General features: G+C 70.1%; 17 protein-coding genes. 7 read left to right on the top strand and 10 right to left on the bottom strand.

Annotated features, from left to right (window positions below; all coding sequences use genetic code 11):
• Positions 1-4 precede the first annotated feature (4 nt).
• From ACWDX6_RS26295 to eccE, 4 genes are all read right to left on the bottom strand, one after another.
• The gene (locus tag ACWDX6_RS26295; RefSeq protein ID WP_451487366.1) at positions 5-1852 is read right to left on the bottom strand and encodes an ABC transporter substrate-binding protein; all 1848 of its coding nucleotides are present in this window, start codon (positions 1850-1852) and stop codon (positions 5-7) included.
• Between the two features lie 179 nt (positions 1853-2031).
• A complete protein-coding gene (locus tag ACWDX6_RS26290; RefSeq protein WP_451487356.1) occupies positions 2032-5145 on the bottom strand; it encodes an SCO5717 family growth-regulating ATPase in 3114 nt (1037 codons plus the stop codon).
• Between the two features lie 227 nt (positions 5146-5372).
• Positions 5373-6173 (bottom strand): hypothetical protein, encoded by an 801-nt coding sequence (locus tag ACWDX6_RS26285; RefSeq protein WP_451487355.1) that lies wholly within the window; start codon positions 6171-6173, stop codon positions 5373-5375.
• Positions 6173-7492 (bottom strand): type VII secretion protein EccE, encoded by a 1320-nt coding sequence (eccE, locus tag ACWDX6_RS26280; protein ID WP_451487354.1) that lies wholly within the window; start codon positions 7490-7492, stop codon positions 6173-6175. Before eccE ends, ACWDX6_RS26285 begins: the two co-directional genes overlap by 1 nt.
• Before the next feature lie 188 nt (positions 7493-7680).
• Here eccE and eccB point away from each other — a divergent pair, with 188 nt between their 5' ends.
• From eccB to ACWDX6_RS26245, 7 genes are all read left to right on the top strand, one after another.
• Positions 7681-9237 carry a type VII secretion protein EccB gene (gene eccB / locus ACWDX6_RS26275; protein ID WP_451487353.1) on the top strand — a complete coding sequence of 519 codons (1557 nt, stop codon included), beginning with the start codon at positions 7681-7683 and terminating at the stop codon, positions 9235-9237.
• 13 nt (positions 9238-9250) lie between these two features.
• Positions 9251-10501 carry a type VII secretion-associated serine protease mycosin gene (gene mycP / locus ACWDX6_RS26270; protein WP_451487352.1) on the top strand — a complete coding sequence of 417 codons (1251 nt, stop codon included), beginning with the start codon at positions 9251-9253 and terminating at the stop codon, positions 10499-10501.
• 93 nt (positions 10502-10594) lie between these two features.
• On the top strand, positions 10595-11059 hold the full coding sequence (locus ACWDX6_RS26265) for a hypothetical protein (RefSeq protein WP_451487351.1): 465 nt from the start codon (positions 10595-10597) through the stop codon (positions 11057-11059).
• A 63-nt stretch (positions 11060-11122) separates the two neighbouring features.
• Entirely contained in the window at positions 11123-12427 is a 1305-nt protein-coding gene (locus ACWDX6_RS26260; RefSeq protein ID WP_451487350.1) for a hypothetical protein, read from the top strand.
• 13 nt (positions 12428-12440) lie between these two features.
• The gene (locus ACWDX6_RS26255) at positions 12441-13667 is read left to right on the top strand and encodes a S8 family serine peptidase (protein WP_451487349.1); all 1227 of its coding nucleotides are present in this window, start codon (positions 12441-12443) and stop codon (positions 13665-13667) included.
• A 47-nt stretch (positions 13668-13714) separates the two neighbouring features.
• Positions 13715-14041, top strand: coding sequence for a WXG100 family type VII secretion target (locus ACWDX6_RS26250; RefSeq protein WP_451487348.1), 327 nt, complete (start codon positions 13715-13717; stop codon positions 14039-14041).
• Between the two features lie 16 nt (positions 14042-14057).
• Positions 14058-14366: a WXG100 family type VII secretion target gene (locus ACWDX6_RS26245; protein WP_451487347.1), complete on the top strand. Its 309-nt coding sequence runs from the start codon at positions 14058-14060 to the stop codon at positions 14364-14366.
• A gap of 81 nt (positions 14367-14447) precedes the next feature.
• Here ACWDX6_RS26245 and ACWDX6_RS26240 read toward each other — a convergent pair whose 3' ends face one another.
• From ACWDX6_RS26240 to eccCa, 6 genes are all read right to left on the bottom strand, one after another.
• Positions 14448-14681, bottom strand: coding sequence for a DUF397 domain-containing protein (locus tag ACWDX6_RS26240; RefSeq protein WP_451487346.1), 234 nt, complete (start codon positions 14679-14681; stop codon positions 14448-14450).
• Between the two features lie 87 nt (positions 14682-14768).
• Positions 14769-15416 (bottom strand): hypothetical protein, encoded by a 648-nt coding sequence (locus ACWDX6_RS26235; protein WP_451487345.1) that lies wholly within the window; start codon positions 15414-15416, stop codon positions 14769-14771.
• 17 nt (positions 15417-15433) lie between these two features.
• Entirely contained in the window at positions 15434-16051 is a 618-nt protein-coding gene (locus ACWDX6_RS26230; protein WP_451487344.1) for a hypothetical protein, read from the bottom strand.
• Positions 16052-16085: 34 nt separating this feature from the next.
• On the bottom strand, positions 16086-18248 hold the full coding sequence (locus ACWDX6_RS26225) for a hypothetical protein (protein WP_451487343.1): 2163 nt from the start codon (positions 18246-18248) through the stop codon (positions 16086-16088).
• 11 nt (positions 18249-18259) lie between these two features.
• Positions 18260-18691, bottom strand: coding sequence for a hypothetical protein (locus tag ACWDX6_RS26220; RefSeq protein ID WP_451487342.1), 432 nt, complete (start codon positions 18689-18691; stop codon positions 18260-18262).
• A gap of 95 nt (positions 18692-18786) precedes the next feature.
• Positions 18787-22740, bottom strand: coding sequence for a type VII secretion protein EccCa (eccCa, locus tag ACWDX6_RS26215; RefSeq protein WP_451487341.1), 3954 nt, complete (start codon positions 22738-22740; stop codon positions 18787-18789).
• Positions 22741-22800: the final 60 nt, after the last annotated feature.

The raw sequence follows: 22800 nt of genomic DNA, 5'->3' as shown, positions 1-22800 counted from the left end.
GCCACTACTCGCGGTCGTCGGCGGTGGAGCGGCGGCGCACGGCGACCCAGACGCCGACCGCGGCGAGCACGAGGAGGGCCGGGCCGATCACCAGCCAGACACCGGTCGACGAACCGGACTCCCCGCCGTCGGCGGAGGCCGCGGGCACGGCCGACCACCAGCTCCAGTAGCCGTCCTGACCGTAGAGGTTGCCGGCGGCCTCCGGCATGGTGGTGATCGACTCGATGTGGTCCGTTCGGTACGCCTCGAGGGCGTTCGGGTACGCCATGACGTTCATGTACCCGGTGTCGTACAGCCGTGACTGCATCCGCTTGACCAGATCCGCCCGCTTGGCCCCGTCGTACTCCGCCGACTGCTGCGCGTACAGCGCGTCGAACTCGCGGTCGCAGATGAAGTTGTCCGTGGCGCCGGTGTCCTTCGGCGTCGCGGGTAGGGTGCCGCAGGTGTGGATCGACAGGACGTAGTCGGGGTCCGGGTTGACCGACCAGCCGTCGAAGGCGAGGTCGTAGTCGCCCTTGGTCCACGGGTCGCCGACGTTGTCGAGGCACTCGACCTTCAGCCCGATGCCGAGCGCGCCCCACCACTCCTGGAGGTACTTGCCCACCGCCTTGTCGTTCGGATCGGTGGCGTGGCACAGGATCCGGAAGTCCAGCGGCCTGCCGTCCCTGCCGACGCGCTTGCCCTCACCGTTCTTCCGGTATCCGGCCTTGTCGAGGATCCGCCCGGCCGCCGCCGGGTCGTAACCGAGCCTCTGCCCGGCGCCCGGCTTCCAGAAGTACTGGCCGAAGCGCGGCGGGATGTAGCCCTCGCCCTCCACGGCGTGGCCCTGGAAGACCTTGTCGACGATCGTGGTCCGGTCCACGGCCAGGAACAGCGCCTTGCGGACGGCCGGGTCGAGCAGCGCCTTGTGGCCGTTGCCGAAGGTCTTGCCGTCCTTGGACCGCGCGCCCGGATTGGTGGCCAGCGCGAAGAAGCGGCGGCCGGGGGCGTCGTTGACCTTGATGTTCTCCGCCGACTTCAGCGACGCCGCCTGAGCGGGCGTCAGATTCGGTACGAAGGACACCTCACCCTTCCGCAGCGCGGCGACGGCCGCGTCCCCGTCCTTGTAGTACTTGAAGACCAGTTCGTCGAACTTGGGCGCGCCGCGCCAGAAGGTCTTGTTCGGCTTCAGCTTGATGTACTGGTCGACCTTGAAGTCCGTGATCACGAACGGGCCGTTGCCGACGATCGGGAACGTCTTGTCGTTGTTGAACTTCGAGAAGTCGCCGACCTTCTCCCAGACGTGCTTGGGCACGATCGGCACGTCCAGCGCCGTCATCGTCGCCTGCGGCTTCTTCAGCTCGATGACGAGCGTCCGCGGATCGGGCGCGGTGACCTTCTTGAAGTTGGCGGTGAAGCTGCCGTTCGCGGTGGCGGCGTTCTCGTCCGTCATCATCTTGTTGAAGGTCCAGGCGGCGTCCTCGGCGGTGGCCTGCCTGCCGTCGGACCACTTCGAGTCCTCGCGGATCGTGTACGTCCACGTGAGCTTGTCCGGCGAGGTCTTCCACTCGGTCGCGAGGCCCGGGATGGGCTTGGCGTCCTTGGCGTCGTAGTTCGTCAGGTACTCGTAGGCCAGCCGGTGGATGCTGGTGGAGACGAGCTTCTGGGCGAGGAAGGGGCTCAGCGAGTCGACGCTCTGCGAGACGGCGACGGTGAGCGTGGTGCCGCCGCCCTTCGCGTCGTCCTTCGCGGGTGCGGCTGCCTGGGCGGCCTGCGGGACGGCCACCACGGTGGTGGCGGTGACGCCGGCGGCGAGGAGGAGTCGCAGGAGTCTGCGGGGGACGAGCGGGCGGGGTGGAACCTTCGTGACCATGACCATGGGACGTGACCTCGCGTCGTGGATCTTGGGGCGCCAACTGGTGAAGCGAAGGTCTATCAGCGGGGGACGGGCGAGTCAACGATGACTCAAACCCCTTGTGGGCTGCGGGAATACAAGAAGGCTCCGCACCGGACCACCGGTGCGGAGCCTCATTGGTCTACTCCTGTGACGCCTTACTGCTGAGAGGCTGGCGGAGCCTGCGGAGGCGTCTGCGGAGGCTGCTGCGGCCATCCGGCGGGCGGGACATGACCCTGTGCCTCCGCCTGCGGCTGCGGGGCCGGGGGCTGCTGCTGCCAGGCCTGGGGGACGCCGGGCTGTCCGGGCTGCTGCCCCGCCTGCTGCTGCGGATAGGGCTGCTGCGGGGGATACGGCTGCGGCTGCCCCTGCTGCGGATACGGCTGCTGTCCCGGCTGTCCGCCGTACGGCTGACCGGGCTGCGGCGCCTGGGGAGCGTACGGCTGTCCCGGCTGCTGCGGATACGGCCGGCCCTGCTGCGGGTACGGCTGCGCCTGCGGCTGGCCCGGCTGGCCCGGCTGGCCCGGCATCGGCGGGGCCATGTGCGGCGGCATGCCGCCCTGGGCGTCACCGGTCCACAGCCCCTGCGCCTGCTGCGCGCGTACGAAGTCCTCGGCGACCATCGCCGAGAGGTTGAAGTACGCCTCACGGGTCTTCGGCCGCATCATGTCGAGGTCGACCTCGGCACCCGCCGCGAGATGCTCGTCGAAGGGCACCACGACAACCCCGCGGCAGCGGGTCTGGAAGTGCTGCACGATGTCATCGACCTTGATCATCTTTCCGGTCTCGCGGACGCCGGAGATGACCGTGATGGAGCGCTGCACCAGCTCCGCGTACCCGTGCGCCGAGAGCCAGTCGAGCGTCGTCGACGCGCTGGAGGCGCCGTCGACGGACGGCGTGGAGATGATGATCAGCTGGTCGGCGAGGTCGAGCACACCCCGCATCGCGCTGTAGAGCAGACCGGTGCCGGAGTCGGTGAGGATGACCGGGTACTGCTTGCCCAGGACGTCGATCGCCCGCCGGTAGTCCTCGTCGTTGAACGTCGTCGAGACCGCCGGGTCCACGTCGTTGGCGATGATCTCCAGACCGGAGGGCGCCTGCGAGGTGAAGCGGCGGATGTCCATGTACGAGTTCAGGTACGGGATCGCCTGCACCAGGTCCCGGATGGTGGCCCCCGTCTCGCGCCGCACGCGGCGGCCGAGCGTACCGGCGTCCGGGTTGGCGTCGATCGCGAGGATCTTGTCCTGGCGCTCGGTGGCGAGCGTGGCGCCCAGCGCGGTCGTCGTCGTGGTCTTGCCGACACCGCCCTTGAGGGAGATGACCGCGATCCGGTAGCAGGACAGCACCGGCGTACGGATCAGGTCGAGCTTGCGCTGCCGCTCGGCCTCCTCCTTCTTGCCGCCGAGCTTGAAACGGGCGGCGGCACCGGGCGTCCGGCTGGACTTGGGCTTCTGCTTGTTGTTGCGCAGCAACCGGTCGGAGGAGAGCTCCACGGCCGCGTTGTACCCGAGCGGGGCGCCCGGCACGGAACGCTCGCGCTGGTCGTGCGTGACCGGCGTGGGCCAGGCGCCCCCGGTCCGCGGATCCACCGCCGGCTGCCCGGGCTGCTGGGGCACCGGACCCTGCTGCGCGGGCACCTGGTGCTCGGGCGGCATCTGCCCGGGCATGGGCTGCGCGCCGGGGTGGGGGAAGCCGTATCCGCCCTGCGGGGCGGGGGGTGTTCCGGGCTGCTGGGCGGCGCCCGGGTGCGGGAAGCCGTACCCGCCTTGAGGGGTGGGGGGTGTTCCGGGCTGCTGGGCGGCGCCCGGGTGCGGGAAGCCGTACCCGCCCTGGGGGGTGGGGGGTGTTCCGGGCTGCTGGGCGGCGCCCGGGTGCGGGAAGCCGTACCCGCCCTGGGGGGTGGGCGCGTGGGCGTCGGGAGCCTGGGTTTGCGGCGGCACCGGGCCGGGCGCGGGCATCGGTCGGCCCGGCTGCCCGGGGTGCGGGAAGCCGTAACCGCCGGGAGTGGCCTGCGGCGGTACGGGCGCCTGGGCGCCCGGCGTCCCCGGAGTGGGCCAGGACGCGGCGGCGGGCAGCGGAGCGGCCGGAGGGACCGGCTGTTCACCGGTGGGCGCGGGCCACTGCGGCGCGGCGGCGGGCGCCGCCGGCTGGAAGGACGGCGGCAGCGGCGGCAGTCCGGCGCCGCCCTGCGGGGCACCGGGGTTCCACGGCGGGGGCGCGCCGGGCGCGGTCGGCGCGGCGTCCTGGGGGGCGTCCACGGGGGTGGAGGTGGGCGCGGCGTCCTGCGGCGCCGCGGCGGCCCCGTCGCCCGGCGCCCGTACGGCCGCATCGGCACCCGGGTCCGCCGTACCGGCACCGGCGCTCGCCGTACCGGGCTCCGCGTTCGCCGTACCGGCCTCCGGGCCTTCCGGCTCCGCGGTGTCGCCGCCCGTGGCCGTGGCCTCGGGCCCCGGGCTCTCGCCCGCGCCGGACGCCTCGTCATCGGCCGCTCCCGCGGGGCGGTCGCCCGCCCGGGCGGGCCGCTCCGGCGCGGCGGTCGCGTCGGCGGCGGTCGCGGACGGGTCCGCGCCCGCCGCGTGGCCGTCGCCGGTCACCGCGTCGGCCTGGGGGAGGGCGGGGCTCGCGGCGGGCGATTCCGGTGTGCCGCCCGAGCCGGTCGCCGCCGACGGGTCGGCCCCTGCCGGGCCGTCACCGGCGGACGCGCTCGCGGCAGCTCCTCCCGCAAGCGAGCCGGCGTCGGGACCGGCGGACGCGCCGCTCGCCGCCGGCTGCTCCGGGGAGCCGCCCTGCCGTGGGACACCGCCGTCCCCCGGGCCCTGGTCCGCGCCCGTGCCGGCGGTCTCGGTCCCGGTGTTCTCCGCGCGCTCGGCGATCTCCGCCATCTCGCGCTTCAGCGTCGCGGGGGAGAACCGCATCGTCGCGCCGCTCTCCAGGTCCCCGCCCCCGGAAGAGCCCCCGTCCGCCGGAGCGGCCGGAGCCGGAACGGGAGCCGAAGCCGGGGGCTCAGGAGCGGCGGTCGGAGAGGGAGCCGGCGTCCACTGCGGTTCGAAACCGCTGCCCGCCGGAAGCCCCGGCACGGCAACGGGCGCGCCCGTCGGCGGCGGTGGGGTCAAGCCCCCCGTGCTCCCGCTGCCCGACGCGTTCTGCGTGTACCAGGCCGGAGGGGTGTAGTCGATGGTGAACTCACCCGTCATCTCGGCGGGATCCGCGTCGGACTGATCATCGACGGGCGGATTCCAGCCCCCGTGGATCTCGTCCCGATCGCCGTTCACTTTGCCTCCTGGTGTGGTCGCGCACCCTTGTGCCGTCGTGGGCGGGCCCCTCCCACCCTAATCGCCAACCGTGTCGATGGGGCAGGGCGGACAACCCGTCCCCGCCCGCCCGATAGGTCACGTCTCGCCCCCAAGTGACCTGCCCCCAGCGCAGAGTGAACACCCGCGTGATCGAATGGCGATTCAAATCGGTACAAAAACGGACGGACTTGAGTAGTCGTGTGCGCTCAGTCCATGCGCCGCGCGCTGCCCAACAATCCGGTCTCGGCATCGGTCGCCTGGGTCATGACGAACTGGCGGTCACCCGGCGTACACCACAGTGTCACCCCGTCGGCGAGCGTCGACAACGCCTCCGACTCCGCACGCGGGATGCCCATGATCCGGCCGATCTGCGCGGCCTCGTCCGGAGACACCCGCTGCACCCCGACCAGCGCGGACTTCTCGAGAAGACGCGGCGCCACCGGACTCAGATAGGGCAGCAGCGTCACCACCGACTGCCAGGGACCCGACACCACACGGCCGCGCGGCGGCCGCATACCGCAGTCCCGCACCACGACCACCGGACTGCCGGCCGAGGCGCCCTGCGGCGGGACCCGTCCGACATCGTGCAGCGTGACGCACGGCTGACCGCCGCCCGCGGCCTGCGCTAGAGCCGTCCACGCCGGCGCCCGGCCGGTCTCCACGGCGACCCGCGCTCCCGTCGCGGCCGCGCGCAAGGCCAGCACCTGCGCCGTCCACAGGCCGCCGATGAGCGTCACCTCGTACGGCGTGGGCCGGTTGATGCCCAGGACCGCGGGACGGCCCTCCGCGTCCACCCCGATGACCATGCCGTCGTCGCCGACCGGCAGGCTCAGCGCGCCGAGTTGCTCCAGCGCCACCGCGTGACGGTCGCGGCGCGGCCCGATGAGCCCGAACCCGAACCGCGGCTTGGCGGCCCGGCCGGCACCCCGGTCCGACCGGCCGTGCCGTCCGGCACCCGTACCCGCACCGGGACCCGTACCCGTACCCGTGGAAGAAGAGAAGGACATCAGCGCGCACCTCCCAGCGGCAGCGAGGCCAGCATGCCGGGCACCTGTTCGCGGTCGAGCCGCACCAGACCCGTCTTCACCCCGCGTGCCGCGCGCTCCAGTTCGTGCCGGGCCGTGACCAGTTCCTCGTCGCTCCGCCCGGTGATGCGCACATGCCCGGTCACCGTCACCTCCTGACGGTCACCGCCGCTCAGCGTCAGACTGAACGTCGTCGCCAGCGCCGGAAGCGAGGTCAGCAGCGCGACCAGCTGCGGCATCGACGCCCCCGCGGCGCCGCCCGCGCCGCCCAGCTGGGGCCAGCGCCCCACCCAGTACGTCGTGTGCCGCCGGTCGTCCACCCGCCAGGTCCGCGAGGTCTCCTGGGTGCGGCGCGCCTGCGCCTGGCCGCGACCGGCCTGCGCTATGGCCATCGGACTCGCGCACGTCGACGTGGCGATCGCCCCCGTCAGCTCCTGCTCGGTGAGCACCGTCGCCCGGAACCCGGCGCCCGCCAGCCGGCTCGCCAACTGGTCCGCCGCCCGCACCACGCACTTCTGCGCGCCCTCCATGCCGCCACCGCGCGCGGCGACCGCCTCCGGGCACAGCTCCGGGTCGAGCTTCAGCGCGACCCAGGTGATCCGCAGCGCGGGCGAGCCCGTCTGCGCCTGCAGCGGGGCGTAGTTGCGTGCCGCCATCGACTGCGCGGGCAGATGCGGCGCGGGCGCGGGCTGGGTGTGCTGCACGATCTGCGCGGACTCCAGCCGGATGCCGTCGACCTCCAGCACGTCCCGTACCAGCGCGACGGGCAGCGGCCGTGCCGAGCGGTCCGGGCGGAGCGCCGTGCCGTCCGACTCGACCCGCACGACCACCGTGAGGAACGTGCCGTCACCGATCATCCCGACCGGTCGGCGGTCCCGGTCGCTGTACGCGTAGGTCCGCAGCGCGGGATCGCACTCCACCACCGGCGCGAGACCCGGCTCCGTGCCCTCCGGCACCGAGAGCGAGGCGGCCCGGCGCGTCCGCGCGCGCAGGGCGAGATAGGTCCCGAGCCACTCCGGCATCGACCGGCGGTGCCGGCGCACCACCGCGAGCAGCACGAGCAGCGCCGCGACCACACCCGCGGGGAGCAGCAACAACGGTTCGACGACCCACGCCACGAGCAGCAGCGCCGCCGCGACCTCGATCAGTACCAGCTGTTGCAATCGGAACGATCCGAAGTGTCCCGGGCGTGCCCGCAGGCGGGGAGCCACCGACGCCGGTGCCCCGCCCTGCGGCTGCGCCGGGGGCGCGGAGGAGGGTGCGGCCGCCGCGGGCCGCGTCCGCGTCGCGGATGCCATCATGGAGAATCCCCCCAATTCGTCCCGATCACCCCTGGCCCGCCAGGGCTTTGGCGGCTGGATCACCCTACCCGCCCCACACGCACTGCCGGACAGCAGGCATAGTAGGGGGCCGGTCCGACAGCCGGAGCCCGGGTGCCATGCTCCCCGGTCTCTCGTGTGAAGACTGCGTCTGACGAATATGGGGACTCATGGCATCACGGCGGGATGAGCTCAACGCGTACACCTTTGCGAAGAAGCGCACGGTGGCCGCATTCCTCCAACCCTCGCCCTCGGGTACGGAGGAGGGGGCGCCGAGGCCGCTGCGGGCGGTCGTGCCCGGCCTGATCGTCGGCGCGCTGGTGCTCGCCGGGTTCGGCGCCTGGGGCATGTTCAGCCCCAAGGCGCCCAAGGGCTGGGACAAGCCGGGCACCAAGGTGATCGTCGGCAAGCAGTCGACCACCCGCTACGTCGTGCTCTCCACCGGCAAGGGCAAGAACAAGAAGACGCTGCTGCACCCCGTCCTCAACCTCGCCTCCGCCCGCCTGCTGCTCACCCCGCAGGAGTTCGCGGTCATCCAGGTCGACGACTCCACCCTCGACAAGGGGAACCCGCCGCGCGGACCGATCCTCGGCATCCCCTACGCGCCCGACCGGCTCCCGGCCGCCGGTGAGGCCGGCAAGGCCAAGCGCTGGGCCGTGTGCGAACAGCCCGGCGGCGGGGCCGGGGGCAGCGTCCAGAAGGCGACCTTCGTCTTCGCGGAGCGGGACTTCCACCGCACCGAGGGCAAGGGGCAGAAGCTCGCCGACGGACAGATCATGTACGTCAAGGGCCAGAAGGACAGCGCCCGCTACCTCGTCGACCACACCGGTACGAAGTACCTGGTGCCCGGCACGCCCGACGAGTCCGCCGGACTCACCACCGCCCTCGTCGGCCTCCACAAGGAGCCGCAGTCCGTCACCGACGACTGGCTCGCCACCCTGCACACCGGCAGCCCGGTCGAGTTCCCGCGGCTCCCCGGCAAGGTCGGCGACCCGGCGGGCATCGGCGGGGGCCTGACCAAGACCGAGGACCGGGTGGGCATGGTCCTGATCGCCCAGACCGGTTCCGGGCCGCAGCACTACGTGGTCCTGCCCGGCAAGGTCCAGCCGGTCTCCGAGTTCACCGCCTGGCTGCTGATCAACTCCCCGCAGACCGACACCCTCGACATGGACGGCCAGGCGACCGCCGTCGACGCCGCCTCCTTCGTCCCGGACGCCGCCACCTTCGCCGCCCAGTACCGCTGGCCGGCCCGCAAGTCCACCCAGGTCAACGCCGCCGGCGGCGCGGGCGCCCGCGACACCGTGTGCAGCGTCCTCAACAGCGTGGACGACAAGGGCAGGACCACCCTGACCACCTGGGCCGGTACGAAGTACCCGGCCGAGATCACCGCCGGCGGCACCAGCACCTACGTGACGCCCGGCAGCGGCCTGCTCTACACCCAGGTCCAGGGCAACCAGACCAAGCCCGACGGCTCGCTCTTCCTGGTCACCGACACCGGTCTGCGCTACGCGGTCCAGGCGAACGGCGACAGCGACGCCGCGCGCTCCGACATCGGAACGGGCGACCAGGACAAGCAGACCGACGGCCGCCCGGAACCGAGCGAGGCACAGACACGTCTGGGCTACGAGAAGGTCACGCCGGTCCTCGTCCCGATCACGTGGTCGGAGTTCCTTTCCAAGGGACCGCGACTCGACACCAACAGCGCGCGTCAGCCGCAGGGTTCGTAAGGGGGTGGCACCGGTGACGTACCGAACGGCGGCCCTCCTCACCGCCACCGTCCTGACGGGCCTGCTCGCCGCCCCGCCGGCCGCCGTCGCGGCCGGGGAACCGCGGGAGCCGTCCCTCGACGGCAGCGGCGAGTGCACCTTCCCCATGAAGAAGCAGATCGAGGGCATCCCCTGGTCGCTCCAGCGGGTCCTCCTCGACGAGCTCTGGCAGGACACCAAGGGCAAGGGAATCCGGGTCGCGGTCATCGACACGGGAGTCGACGACGTCAACCCCCAGCTGAAGACCGCGGTGGACGCCAAGGCCGGCAAGGACTATCTGAAGCCCGACAAGAACAACCCGGGCCCCGGCGACGAACAGCGCGGCAAGACCGACGGCACGGTCGATCTGGTCGGCCACGGCACCAAGGTGGCCGGCATCATCGCCGCCCGGCCCCGCCCCGGCACCGGCTTCGTCGGCCTGGCCCCCGAGGCCACGATCATCCCGATCCGCCAGAACGACGAGAAGAACAGCGGCAAGTCCGACACCATGGCGCAGGCGATCGACCACGCCGTCGCCAAGGGCGCCCACGTCATCAACATCTCGCAGGACACCACCCAGCCGCTGAGCCCCGACTCGGCGATGGGCAGAGCCGTGGCCCGCGCGCTGAAGGCGAAGGTCGTCGTCGTCGCCTCGGCCGGCAACGACGGCATGGACGGCAAGCTCAAGAACACCTACCCCGCGGCCTTCCCCGGCGTGCTCGCCGTCGCCTCCTCCGACCGCAACAACGAACGGGCCGTGTTCTCCCAGTCCGGCACCTTCGTGGGCGTCGCGGCGCCCGGCGTCGACATGGTCTCCACCGTCCCCGGCGGCGGCCAGTGCGTCGACAACGGCACCAGCTTCTCCGCCCCGTACGTCTCCGGGGTCGCGGCCCTGCTCCGGGCCAAGTACCCCGACTGGACCCCCGCCCAGATCGTCGCCCGTATCGAGCAGACCGCCGTGCGGTCCGTCAACGGCCGCGACAACCACGTGGGTTGGGGCGTCGTCGACCCGGTCAGGGCGCTCGCCGACGGAGCCGTACCGCAGAACGCCCCCACGCCGGACCCGGGCCCGCCCAAGCCGCCCGCGCCCGAACCGGCCCACCTGGCGCTGACCGAGACGCCGCAGGAGCGCACCGAACGACTCGCCACCTATGCCCTCGGCATCGGTGGTGTGCTGGTGGCGGTGGTCGCCGGGACCGCCACCGTGATCCGTGACAGCAGGCGCCGCCACGGAGCCGCCCGGTGAGCTGGTTGCTGAACACGACTTTGCAGTTGGAACTGTCGTACCAAATGGCTAGAGTGGTGACCGAGTTCGCGAGCGTGGCGAGGGGGAAATGAAGTGGCAGGACCGGACGGGGGCAGTGGCAAGCAGGGCCTGGAAATCGGAGAGGTCACTCTCCAGAGCTTCTACGCGCGCATGCAGAAGCTCGTCGAGGAACTGAAGGGCTCGCCCGCCGAGCACAAGAAGATCGGCGAGCAGAAGGTCACGGCGGCGTCGTACGGCACGGGCTTCTCCGCGGCGACCGAACTGCACACGGCGTACGAGAAGGTGCACACCCGGCTCGAAGAGCTGACGAGGACGTTCGGCGAGACGATCGAGGCGATGGGCATCGCGGCCAACATCGCCGACAAGGGCTACACGGGTGTGGACGAAGAGGAGCGCCAGCGCTTCGCGGAGATCCAGAAGCGCACCCAGGACGAGTACAACGAGCGGAACGGCGACGGCGGTCAGGGCACCGCCAAGAAGCCGGAGCAGCCTGCGAAGGGCGCGGGTGGCACCGGCGATTCCGGCGGATTCAGCTAACGGGGGAGTTGCAGCAACATGGCAGGAGAGTTCGAGGGGAAGTCCCTGGACGCCCTGTACGCGATGATCGCGTCCGCCAAGCCGGAGGAACTCACGACCACCGGCGCGGCGCTGGCGGCGGCGGTGCCGAAGATCCTCGACATCGCCGCGGACCTGCGGCTCTACATCAGCCGCGTGCAGTGGGAAGGCGAGGGAGCCAACGCCTTCCGTACCTGGGGTGCCGGGATGGTCTCCGAAACGCTGGTTCTCGGTGACTACACGAAAGTCGTCGCCAACGAGATGGAGCGAGCCGGCCAGGCGCTGGCTGAGGCGAAGGCAGCGGTGCCGAAGCCAGCGGGGATGTGCTTCGCGGACCCGGAGAAGGAGAAGGCCCGTATCGAGTCGGAGTCGGGCCCCAAGCTCCAGGAAGCGATCCAGCAGATGGAGCGGCTGTCGTCGTACTACGACGCTTCGCGGGAGCGGATGACGACGGAGCGGGAGCCGGAGTTCAAGCCGGTCAAAGCCAGCTGGGACGCGGGTGAACGTGCGTACGGCCCGGGGAGCGGGAGCAGCGAGAGTTCCTCGACTTCCTCCGGGACGCGCGCGGCACACGCCGAACAGTCGACCCTCCGGAGCGCCGACAAGCCGTCTCCTGTCCGTACCGACGAATTCCCCGACCCGGTGATCCTGCCTCCCACCCCGCCTGTAGCGCCGCCGGAGACCGAGGTGAACACGAACCTAGACTCCGTGACCATCACACCGGAGGCTCCGGCCCGTCCCACCGTTCAGCCGCCCACGGCGCCACCGGTGACGACGGGCGGCCCGCCGGTTGTTCCCCTGCCGCCCCTTGCTCAGCCGTTCGGCCCTCACTCGAACGCTGGCTTGCCTCGCACGGCCACCCCAGGCCTGCCGGGCCCTGCTCGCACGGGCTTGACGGGGCCCAATCCCCTTGGCGCTCCGCCCCGCGCGGAGGGCATCACCGGCGGTCGTCAGGTGCCTGGCCGACCGACCATGACCGGCCAGGGGCCTCGACTTCCCATGGGTACCGTCGTCGGCGAGGAGCGCGGTGGCCAGTTCGGTCGTGGCGCGGCCGGAATGCCCGGCGCTGGTGCCGGCATGCAGGGAGCACCGGGCGGGGGCACGGGCGGCGCGGCGGGCCGACGACTGGCCACGCAGCCGGGCGGAACCGTAGGTGCTCCTACTGCGTCCGGTGCCAGTGGACGCCCGGCGTTCACCCCTGGCGGCACCGGACTGGTTCGTCCGCCGGGCTCGACCGAGCCGGGTCAGGAGGAGCGGCGTGCCTCCCGTCCTCGCCCAGATTATGTGACCGAGGATGAGGAGACGTGGGCCACGGGCCAGCGCCAGATCGTCCCGCCCGTCATCGACTAGGAGTCACCCGCTGATGTCCCCGATTGCCCGCGTCATCCGCAGCCGCGCGGTCGGCCTGCTCGGCGCCATGGCCGCCGTCGTCGCGACGTGGACCGTCGCGGCGCCTGCTGCGCACGCGGACGACATGCGTGCGCGCCAGTGGTACCTGGACGCGATGAAGGCGGACCAGCTGTGGGAGGTGGCCACGGGCAAGGGGATCACCGTCGCCGTGCTCGACAGCGGAGTTGATTCGACGGTGTCGGAACTCCGCGGGAAGGTGCTGCCGGGCCGCAACTTCTACGACGCGGGGGGAGGGGAGGGCCGTATCGACGAACGAGACGACGATCGCCATGGCACCAACATGGCCATCACCATTGCGGGCAGTGGGGCCAACGGCGGCGTGAAGGGTATTGCCCCGGCCGCGAAGATCCTTCCGGTGAAGACGGGTGACTACGCCTTCTTCGGGTCTGAGCCAACAATCAAGGGCATCCGCTATGCCGTGAACAATGGCGCTCGAGTGATCAACATCTCCTCGGGTGGCCCCGCCGACGAGGACGAAAATCGAGGTTGGCGGGAGGCCGTGGACTACGCCCACAAGAAGGGGGCCTTGGTTTTCGCAGCTTCAGGGAACGAGGGGCTCGAGATCCCCAGTTACCCGGCATCGATTCCCGGAGTGATCGCTGTCGGCGCGCTCGACACCAAGGGCAAGGTTGCCGACTTCTCCACCTATGGCTCTCACCTCGCCCTCGCAGCCCCAGGTGTCGAGATGCCAGGCCGTTGCACCGACGACAAGACGAAGTACTGCGCTTTCAAGGGCACCAGCCACGCCACCGCCATCGCCTCCGGCGCCGCCGCCCTCATCTGGTCCGCCCACCCCGACTGGACCGCCAACCAGGTCCTCCGCGTCATGATGGAGACCGCTGGCCACGTCGGCGCCGTTCCGAGCAAGTACATCGGGTACGGCTCCATCCGCCCCGCCCAGATCCTCCTGGAAGGCAAGGGCAACCCGGGTGACCCCAACGTCAATCCGCTGCTCGCCGCACAGAAGAAGAACCAGTCACCCACACCTCAGACTTCCCCCTCTCCTGGCAGCACGGGGGCAAGCGGCAACGGGCAGCCTCAGGAACCGAAGAAGCCCGAGTCGGCAGCCCGGCCCGAAGAGAGCGGATTCCCGCTCTGGGGCATCGCCGCGAGTGCAGTCGCGGTCGTCGCCGTCATCGGCGTCGTCGTGGCGGTAGGCAGACGCAACAGGAGAGCGTAGCCACGAGCTATGCGCACAAGCACCTTTCCGACAACGAGGAGCATCACATGACCAGCCCCGCAGGTGGGTTCGGACTTGCCGAGGACCCGGTAACCCAGGCCAAGAACAAGATCATGCAGACCGGTGAAGAGGTCTCCAAGCAGGCCCGCGAGATGGCCAACATCCTTGAGACGGTCCATGCGGGCTGGACGGGTGCCGGCGCGGCGGGCTTCAAGACGGCCCAGTCGGCCCTCAACGAGGACCACGACACCATCCGTCGGCTGCTCAACGTGCTGCTCAACGCGGTGAACGAAACGAAGAACCTCAGCGCCGCCAACGACTTTGAGGTGTACCAGACCCTCAAGGCCAACAACTCCGCGCTGAACAACGTCTGAATCCGAGGAGAGCACGATGTCCGGCATCGATCAGAACACCAAAGTCAAGTACGAGAGCGTCCAGGAGATGGCGAACCGCCTCCGGGTCGTCTCTCAGAACATCGTCAAGGACCTTGAGGAGATGAACGCCGCCCTCCGGGTCGTCACCGACACCTGGGACGGTGAGGCACACCAGCAGTACGTGATCCTCCAGGGCAAGTACAAGAAGCGCGCCGAGGACATGAAGAACCGGCTCGAAATGGTCGCCAAGCAGATTGAGTCGGGCAAGGACAGCTACCGCGCCACGGACGTCAAGGCGTCGCGGCTGTTCACCGAGGGCTACTGACCCCGATTCGCCCGAGGCCAGAAGCCGAAGAAGGGGCCCGTTCTTTGCGGTACGGGCCCCTTCGCATGTACTCGACCTGAGTCACTTCAGGTCGAACTCACCATCTTTGGCACCCAGGACAAATGCGGTCCACTCAGCCTCGGTGTACCGCAGGACGGTGCCGGGGTCGAGAGAGGACCGCATCGCCACAGCTCCGCCCGGGAGGTACGCGATTTCCACGCGCTCCTCGTCCGGGCTCGTGCCGGGGGCGCCGTGCCACTCGACATCGCTGATGTCGAGCGCGTACAGCTCGTCCTTCTCCTGCTGAGTGCCCATCAGGCTCTGCTCCTTTGTGCGGGTGGAACGTCGTCGCAGGTCAATGATCGGGCCGGACGGGTCATCTGTCAGACGGAATCGACAGATTCACTTCGCCTGTGTGGCGAAGGTCCGTGCGAGCTCCAGGACCTGCTCCGGCTTCAGCGTGCTCTTGTCAGACTCGCCGACGGTCAGCAGCAGGGCCACATCGCCCTTGCCGCCGGAGTCGAGCCGGACCGTGACGACGTTCCCGCCCTTGCTCGGCACCGCCTCTCCGGGCTTCGCCTTCGCGGTCTTCTCGTGGTAGGACTTCAGCTCCTCGACGCTCATGCCGCTGGCGTGCTGCGTTGTGGGCAGCAGGAAGTTGACCGCGCTCCCCGCTTCCGTACCGGCGGTGTGGATATCCAGATCCTCCCCGCCCACGTGGTACGAGCACGTGATCCACGCACCGGCCTTGCCCGCCCACGGTGACTGCGGATCCGTCCTCCTCCCGCCCTCGGCGGTCGCCACCGGCTCGTCCGCTTCCGCGCCCGCCGCGCCCGGCTCAATGGTCTCGTCCAGCTCGGCCGCCTCCGCCGCCTTGCCGACGTCGTACGGCAGCGGGCAACTGTTGGCCCCATCCTTCCCGGTCTCCTCCGCGAGCGTGATGCTCCGGTCCAGGCTCAGGGACCCGCCTGTATCGGGCCCGCCGCTTCCACAGCCGACCAGGGTAGACAGGACGGTGATGCCGGCCGCTGCGGCGACTCGGCGCTTCATGTGATGCATGATCCCTCTCAACGCGTCGCGGAGTACGGCTTCACCACGGGCTCCTTCGCCAGCGGCTCGTTCTGACAGTCCAGGGCCTCCGTGACCTCGCGCGTCATGAGATAGAGGAAGGAGAGTTCGGACGACTCCCTCCGCTGGTCCACGTTTTTGCCGCGATCGACCGTAAGCGTGGCATCCGCGCGGAGAACGGCCTTGCGTGACGGCTCGCCTAGCCCGCCGCCCAGCGTGCACGGTGTGTAGAGCTCTGCGGCCAGGTGCCCCGCCGACCCCAAGGCACCGCTCACGTCGTAGACCTTGCCGCCCTCCGCGCGCACCTTCACCGGCTGCTCGGCGGGAGACCACGCGAAGCTCAGGACGACGCGCTCGTCACTGCCGTCGGGCAGGTACTTGCAGAGGAAGGAGGGCGAGGTCGAGTCCGGGCCGCCCCGCCATTCCTTCAGGTCCTTCTTGAACTTCTCCGCGAAGTTTTCGTCCGACATGGTTGCCTCGGCCGTGAAGTCGTCCGTCCCCAGTACCTGGCGCAGCGCCTTTCCGGCCGCGGAGTCGGCGCTCGGGCCGCACACTCCCTCGACCTGGGAGCCGGAGTCTCCAGAACCGCAGGAGACCGCGACCAGCGCGAGCGCCACCGCGGCCGCGGAGCGGGTGAGGGCCCCAGCACGGTCAGTTGCCCAGATGAGCCGCCGCGGCGCTGCGTCCGTCCTCGTAGCCACCGCTCGCAGCGTCCCTCGCGGACTTGTGCGGACCATTATCGAAAATTCCTTCCTTCTTCCCCCAGGCGTTCACAAGGTCGGTCGTGCCGTCCTTGCCGGACGTGTAGTTGTCGCTGGAATCCTTCTTGGCCTGTTCCTCGGCGGCGTCGGTGATGTCCTTGACCCACTCGTACTTGGCGGTGTCGACAATGGCGCCCGCGGCCGAACCCGCGAACGGAATCTCACCCACGACACTGTTGACGCCGTTCGCCGAGTACTCCGCGGTCGTCTCGGCCCACTCGATCCTGTCGTCCTTCTTGTCAATGTAGACATCGGCGCCGATTCCGTTGAGGGCACCCAGTGCACCTCCGACATGCTTCGCCGTGTGATCCCAGTCGGAGCTCTGACCGTCCCTCGGGTCACCCTCGAAGTCGCGGAGCTCGTCGAGCTGCTTGGCGGAGTACGCGCGTTCCGCTTCGTAGAGGAGGGCGAAGGAGTCCCCGTCCTCGGCGACTCCCCGCATGACGCGTATGAGGCTTCCCTGCGACACGGCCATGTGCGCGTTGTCGCCGGTTCCGAAGCTGGTCTCCCTGCCCTTGCTGAGGCCGTACTCGTCGTTCTCGCCGTTGAGGATCACATGGGTGTCGTTGACGTAGTCCGCGAGGGCGTGCGCCATCGGCTTCTCGAGGTTCGCCAGGTCCGGGGGGAACTTGCCCTCCTCCAGCTTGGAGTCGAGGTACTGGACGGAGTGGTGCATCACCCGCGCCTGGCCCTCGGTGTGCGCGCCGACCGGACCCGGCTTCTCGCCCGGCTCGTGGCCCGTCGCCGCCGCCTGGATGGCGTTCCCGAGGCCCGTGGCCCTCGCCGGGTCGTCCATGAACTGGGGCGGCCCGTAGATGTTGTTCAGCCCCTCCTTCGGCCACTCCCGCTCCGTGAGGAGGAACTTCAGGTGCTCGTTCTCGTTCCCCGGAGCCTTCGGGTCCAGGAAGTACTCCGCGTCCGCGGGGTCCTTGCTCATGATGTTGAGCAGGCCGTCCAGCGGGTCGGCGGCGACGTTGGGACGCTTGACGTCGTTGAAGTGCAGCCAGTTGTCGGGGTCCTTCTTCTCGATCTCGATCATGTGGTGACCGAGATCGTTGAGGAACTCCTTGCCGTAGCCGTCCGGGTTCCCCTGGTTCATCAGGGTGACGAGGACCTGGTAGCCCTGCGTCGGGACCTGGCCGCCGGTGACGTCTTTGTCGCCGAGGCTCTTCAGGCCCTCCACGAACGGCTTGTACGCATAGCCGTTCGGGTCCTTCGTACCGCTGGCGATCGTGTCCGCCAGGCCGGTGTTGATCGAGTTGTAGAACTTCCTGTCCGCGTCCGAGACGCCCCGCTCGTTCGCGGCCAGGTTCATCGCGTCCGCGATGGCCAGCGTGTCCTTGGCCCCCAGCGCGTGCAGGTACGCCTCACTGAAGCGCTTGTCGCCGGAGTTCTCCTTCAGCAGGTCCCGGTAGTGCTCTAGCTCCTGCCTCGACGCCTTGCCCTCCCGGACCTTCTCCGAGAGCGCCAGCGCCTCGACGGCCTCCACGTCGCCCACGGGCTTGGAGTTGAAGCCCAGCGGCGCCGTGCCGTCGGCCCCCGACGCGTTCAGCAGGGCAACCTTGACGTCCGCGTCGAACTCATTGACCGCCTTGACCGCGTCCCCGATCTTTCGCGTGTACGACATCTCGACCTCGCGGAGGTCGGGGTCGTGGCGGATGGTGTACGCCTCCTTGGCGCTGACCTTGCTGAAGTCGTAGCTCGCGCTGCCGGACTCAGAGACCTTCATACCTGCGGCGACGGCCTCGTCCACGGCCGCCTTCACCCGGCCCTTGAGCTCCGTGAACGTGTTGTGGGCGTCCCGGAGCAACGACTCCATCGCCAGCGCTTCCTTCTGCGCGGCCGCCAGCTCGTTCCGGGTGATGTTGAAGTTGTTCAGGCCGACGGCCTGGCTGTGACCCGTCCAGAGCGGCCCTCCCGCCGCGATGCTCTGGACCTCCTTCGCGTACAGGTCCTCGACCTTCTTGAACTTCTCCGCCATGCTCTTCCAGCCGTCGGCGGCGCTGTTCAGCTTGGGCAAGGAGATCTGCATGATCTCCTGGTACGTAGGCACCGCGTCTCCCCCTAGATTCCCGAAACCTTGGACTTTGCCGGGGCGAAGCCCGCCCCCGTCACGATGTCGTTGTTGCTGAACAGCGTCGACGTGTTCCGCAGTGCGACCTTCTCCGAGTCGAGCCGCGCCATGAGGCGCTTCACCTGACTGTCCCAGTGTTCATGGGCCTTCTTCAGGCCGGCCGCCGTGTCCCAGCCCTTGAACTCGGCCACTGCGGCGGTGGTGGGCTCGTCGGCCGCGTCGGCGGCCGCCTTGGTGTCCGGCTGGATATTGTTCTCGATGGTGTTGGCAGCCTTCTTCTTCCTCGCGGGCGTGGTCGCCAGGTCCGGATTACTCGGCCCGCCACCGCCGTTCTCGGCGGAGACCTGGTTGAGCTGCATGCTCGACGACTGACGCTCGATCGCGGCACTCTTCTCCTGTGCCCACTCGTCCTGGAACGACATTGCTTCCCCCTTGCTGGATTACGGCGATGTTTGCAGTTTCGAAGTGCCCACGTCCATCAACCACCTCATGTCCGTCGACAACCTGACCGGCTTCGTCACAACCCCGGCATGCGTCCGGTTTGCACCAGAGACATACCGCCCCTGCGCCCCACGAAGTACCCACGCCCCGCCGGCATCGGCCGCGGCCGCGCGTTGCCGAGCAGATCGCCCTCGTTCGGGTCGCCCGACAGAACCACGCCCTGCGCGCCGAGCTCCTTGATGCGCTGCATGAACCCCTCGTACATGGAGCGGGAGGCACCCGCCGTGTTACGCGCGATGATGAAGCGGATGCCGGTGTCCCGGGCGAAGGGCAAGTACTCCGCCAGCGCCGCCAGCGGGTTGCCGGCGCTCGTCGCCACGAGGTCGTAGTCGTCCACGACGATGAAGACCTGTGGCCCCGACCACCAGCTGCGGTCCCGCAGCTGCTGCGGGGTCACGTCCTGCGGCGGCTGGCGGCGCGCGAAGACGCCCGCCAGGGCCTCCATGTGCATCTGCATCGAGCTCGCCATCGGCGCGTACTCCAGGAGGTGCTCCTCCGGCAGGGCGCCGAGCAGAGCCCGGCGGTAGTCGCCGACGACGAACTTGGCCTCGTCGGGGGAGTACCGTTCCGCGATCTGCTTCGAGATCAGGCGCAGCAGATTCGTCTTGCCGGACTCGCTCTCACCGAAGATCAGGAAGAACGGGTCCGTCTCGAAGTTGACGAACACCGGCTCCAGTCTGGTCTCGTCGATACCGATCGCGACACCGTGCTGCGGGAACTCGAAGCCCTTCGGCAGCTGGTCCGCGGGCACCTTGTGCGGCAGCAGCCGGACGCCGGGGGCGGCCGGGCCGTTCCAGCCACTGCGCACCGCCTGTACGAACGCCGCCGTTCCCTCCGCGAGGTCGCCGGAGGAACCCGACCCGTCGATCCGCGGCAGTCCGCCCATGAAGTGCAGCTTCTCCGGCACCTGGCCACGACCGGGCACCCCGGTGGGCACATTGGCCGCGACCTTCCGGTCGAACTCCGAATCCATGACGTCACCGAGGCGCAGTTCCAGACGGCTCAGCATCTGGTCCTTGATGGCGGCACGGACCTCCATGTACCGGGCAGCCGTGATGACGATGTGGATGCCGTACCCGAGGCCACGCGCGGCGATGTCCGAGACCACCGCTTCGAGCCCCTCGTACTCGCCCCGGAACCCCCCCCAGCCGTCGATCACCAGGAACACGTCGCCCCAGGCCTCGCCCGGCAGTTCGCCCGCCGCCCGCTTGCGGCGGTAGGTGGCGATCGAGTCGATGGAGTGCGACCGGAAGAACTCCTCGCGCCGGTTCAGCACGCCCAGGACCTCCGCGACCGTCCGGCGCACCCGCTCCGGGTCCAGCCGCGACGCGACCCCGCCGACATGCGGCAGGTCCGCCAGCGACACCATGCCGCCACCACCGAAGTCCAGTACGTAGAACTGCACTTCCCGCGGGGTGTGGGTGAGCGCGAACGACGAGATCAGCGTCCGCATCAGCGTCGACTTGCCCGACTGCGGACCGCCGACCACCATCATGTGGCCCGCCGCGCCGGAGAAGTCCCGGTACAGCACCTCGCGCCGCTGCTCGAAGGGCTTGTCGATGAGGCCCAGCGGCACGGTCAGACCGCCCGGGCGGGTGTACTCCGTCGCCGTCAGACCGCGGTCGGCCGTCTGCGCGAGACCCGGCAGGAGCTGGTCGAGCGAGGGAGCCTGGTCCAGCGGCGGCAGCCACACCTGGTGGGCCGGCACACCCTGCCCCTCCAGCCGGCGCACGATGACGTCCAGGACGGTGTCCGCGAGGGCGTCGTCCTCCTCCTCACGCTGCGCCGTCAGATACGCCGGGTCCGGCGCCGCGTACACCACCGGCACCGGCGAGGCCGTGAACAGCGCCGGCCGCCGCTCGATCGGCAACTGCCCGGCCGTCAGCCGCGGCCCGCCCGTCCGGTACGTACCGGAGACGTACGCCGCCTTGAAGCGGGTCATCTCGTCCGTACCGAACTTCAGATAGCCCGAGCCCGGCACCGACGGCAGGTGGTACGCGTCCGGGACGCCGATCGCCGTACGCGACTCGGCCGCCGAGAACGTCCGCAGACCGATCCGGTAGGACAGGTACGTGTCCAGGCCCCGGAGCTTGCCCTCCTCCAGGCGCTGCGAGGCCAGCAGCAGGTGCACACCCAGCGAACGGCCGATACGGCCGATCTGGATGAACATGTCGATGAAGTCCGGCTTGGCGGTGAGCAGCTCGGAGAACTCGTCGATGACCAGGACCAGCGAGGCCAGCGGCTCCAGCGGCGCACCGGCCGCGCGCGCCTTCTCGTAGTCGTGGATGTTGGCGTAGTTGCCCGCCGAGCGCAGCAGCTCCTGCCGGCGCTGGAGCTCACCGCGGATCGCGTCGCCCATGCGGTCGACCAGCGTCAGGTCGTCGGCCAGGTTGGTGATGACGGCCGCGACGTGCGGCATCTGCGACATGCCCGCGAAGGTCGCACCGCCCTTGAAGTCCGCCAGGACGAAGTTCAGCGTCTCCGAGGAGTGCGTCACCGCCAGACCCAGGACCAGCGTCCGCAGCAGCTCCGACTTGCCCGAACCGGTCGCGCCCACGCACAGTCCGTGCGGGCCCATGCCCTCCTGCGCGGCCTCCTTGAGGTCCAGCATGACCGGCTGGCCGTCCTCGCCCACACCGATCGGCACCCGCAGCCGCTCGGCCACCGACCGGGGCCGCCAGGTCCGCGCCACATCCACCGACCCCGCGTCGCCCAGGTTCAGCAGATCGGTGAAGTCCAGGTTGGCGAGCAGCGGTTCGTCGTCGTCCCCGCCGCCCATCCGCAGCGGCGCGAGCTGCCGGGCCAGCGCCTCGGCGGCCGGCAGCGAGATCCCGTCCGGCACACCCTCGTAGGCGAAACCGCCGCCCGACTCCAGGCGCAGCCGCCCCGGCCGTACCACCACCGACAGGCCGCCGCGCGGCTCGTCGAGCTCACCGGAGACCACCTCGACGATCGTCACGCCCTGCAGGCCCTCCGGCGCCGCGAACAGCGAGTCCGGCGGCACCATGCCACCGTCCAGGACGACGACGACGTGCGGCTGGTCGAGGACCGGCTGGTTGTCCCGGCTGAACCGCGGCCGCCCGTCGAGCCGGGAGCGGATCATCTGCTCCAACTCGCCGAGGTCGTCGCCGAACAGGCGCTTCGTGCCCGCCCCGTCGACCTGCCCCGGCACCTGCGTGTGCGGCAGCCACTTCGTCCAGTCCCAGCGCTCCTGCGCGCCCCGCGCCGCCACCACCGCGACCATCATGTCCTCGGGGGAGTGCAGCGTCACCAACTGGGCCACCAGACCCCGCGCCGCCGCCTGGGCCGCCTCCGGCTCACCGGAGACCGTCACGTGGTAGAAGGCGCGCATCGAGACCGCCATGGGCAGCCCGTCCAACGAACCGTGCACCGCGAGGAACTGCTGCATCGCACCCGCACACAGCGGCTCCAGCTCGTCCACCGGAGCCGTGTCCGGCGCCACCAGCGGCGTCGACAGCTGCTGGGCACCGAGCCCGATCCGCACCTGGGCGAAGTCCTTGTCCCCGACCCGGCGTTCCCACACCCGCGAGCCCTCGGCCACCACGGACCACAACTGCTCGGGCGAGGGGTGCAGATACAACTGCGCGTCACGCTGCTTGCGCGCCGTGCGCCGGACCGTACGCCGGGTCTGCGCGAGGTATTTGAGATAGTCGCGCCGGACATCGGCAATTTGCCCCTGCGTACCCTTCCGGAACCGCACGAGCTGCGCGATGAGCATCGCGACCGTGGACACCAGCATCAGCATGCCCATGATGCGCATGAACGGATGAGCGCCCGGCATGAAGAAGAACACCACCGACGAACCCATGCCGAGCATCGGCAGGAGCTGCATCAGGATGCCCTCCTGCTGACCCCGCGGCAGTTCGGGCGGGGGCTCCAGGACCAGTTCCTCGCTGGGTACTTCCGGAGGAAGGGACCTCGGCGGGCGTTTGACGACGATCTGGCTCACCGGCGCATCAATCCCTCGTTACGGGCGGACTTCGTGCGGGAGTTCCGCACCGGCGCCCCC

It is taken from the genome of Streptomyces sp. NPDC003027 (assembly GCF_053591435.1).
The sequence above is the reverse complement of the archived record's forward strand: the minus strand, read 5'-3'. Positions and strand labels throughout refer to the sequence as shown.

What these genes read in the sequence shown, in the direction of transcription:
- ACWDX6_RS26295 (WP_451487366.1), bottom strand. Translation starts at nt 1,852, where the DNA reads ATGGTCACGAAGGTTCCACCCCGCCCGCTCGTCCCCCGCAGACTCCTG.
- ACWDX6_RS26285 (WP_451487355.1), bottom strand. Translation starts at nt 6,173, where the DNA reads ATGTCCTTCTCTTCTTCCACGGGTACGGGTACGGGTCCCGGTGCGGGT.
- eccE (WP_451487354.1), bottom strand. Translation starts at nt 7,492, where the DNA reads ATGATGGCATCCGCGACGCGGACGCGGCCCGCGGCGGCCGCACCCTCC.
- eccB (WP_451487353.1), top strand. Translation starts at nt 7,681, where the DNA reads ATGGCATCACGGCGGGATGAGCTCAACGCGTACACCTTTGCGAAGAAG.
- ACWDX6_RS26260 (WP_451487350.1), top strand. Translation starts at nt 11,123, where the DNA reads ATGATCGCGTCCGCCAAGCCGGAGGAACTCACGACCACCGGCGCGGCG.
- ACWDX6_RS26255 (WP_451487349.1), top strand. Translation starts at nt 12,441, where the DNA reads ATGTCCCCGATTGCCCGCGTCATCCGCAGCCGCGCGGTCGGCCTGCTC.
- ACWDX6_RS26250 (WP_451487348.1), top strand. Translation starts at nt 13,715, where the DNA reads ATGACCAGCCCCGCAGGTGGGTTCGGACTTGCCGAGGACCCGGTAACC.
- ACWDX6_RS26245 (WP_451487347.1), top strand. Translation starts at nt 14,058, where the DNA reads ATGTCCGGCATCGATCAGAACACCAAAGTCAAGTACGAGAGCGTCCAG.
- ACWDX6_RS26240 (WP_451487346.1), bottom strand. Translation starts at nt 14,681, where the DNA reads ATGGGCACTCAGCAGGAGAAGGACGAGCTGTACGCGCTCGACATCAGC.
- ACWDX6_RS26235 (WP_451487345.1), bottom strand. Translation starts at nt 15,416, where the DNA reads ATGAAGCGCCGAGTCGCCGCAGCGGCCGGCATCACCGTCCTGTCTACC.
- ACWDX6_RS26220 (WP_451487342.1), bottom strand. Translation starts at nt 18,691, where the DNA reads ATGTCGTTCCAGGACGAGTGGGCACAGGAGAAGAGTGCCGCGATCGAG.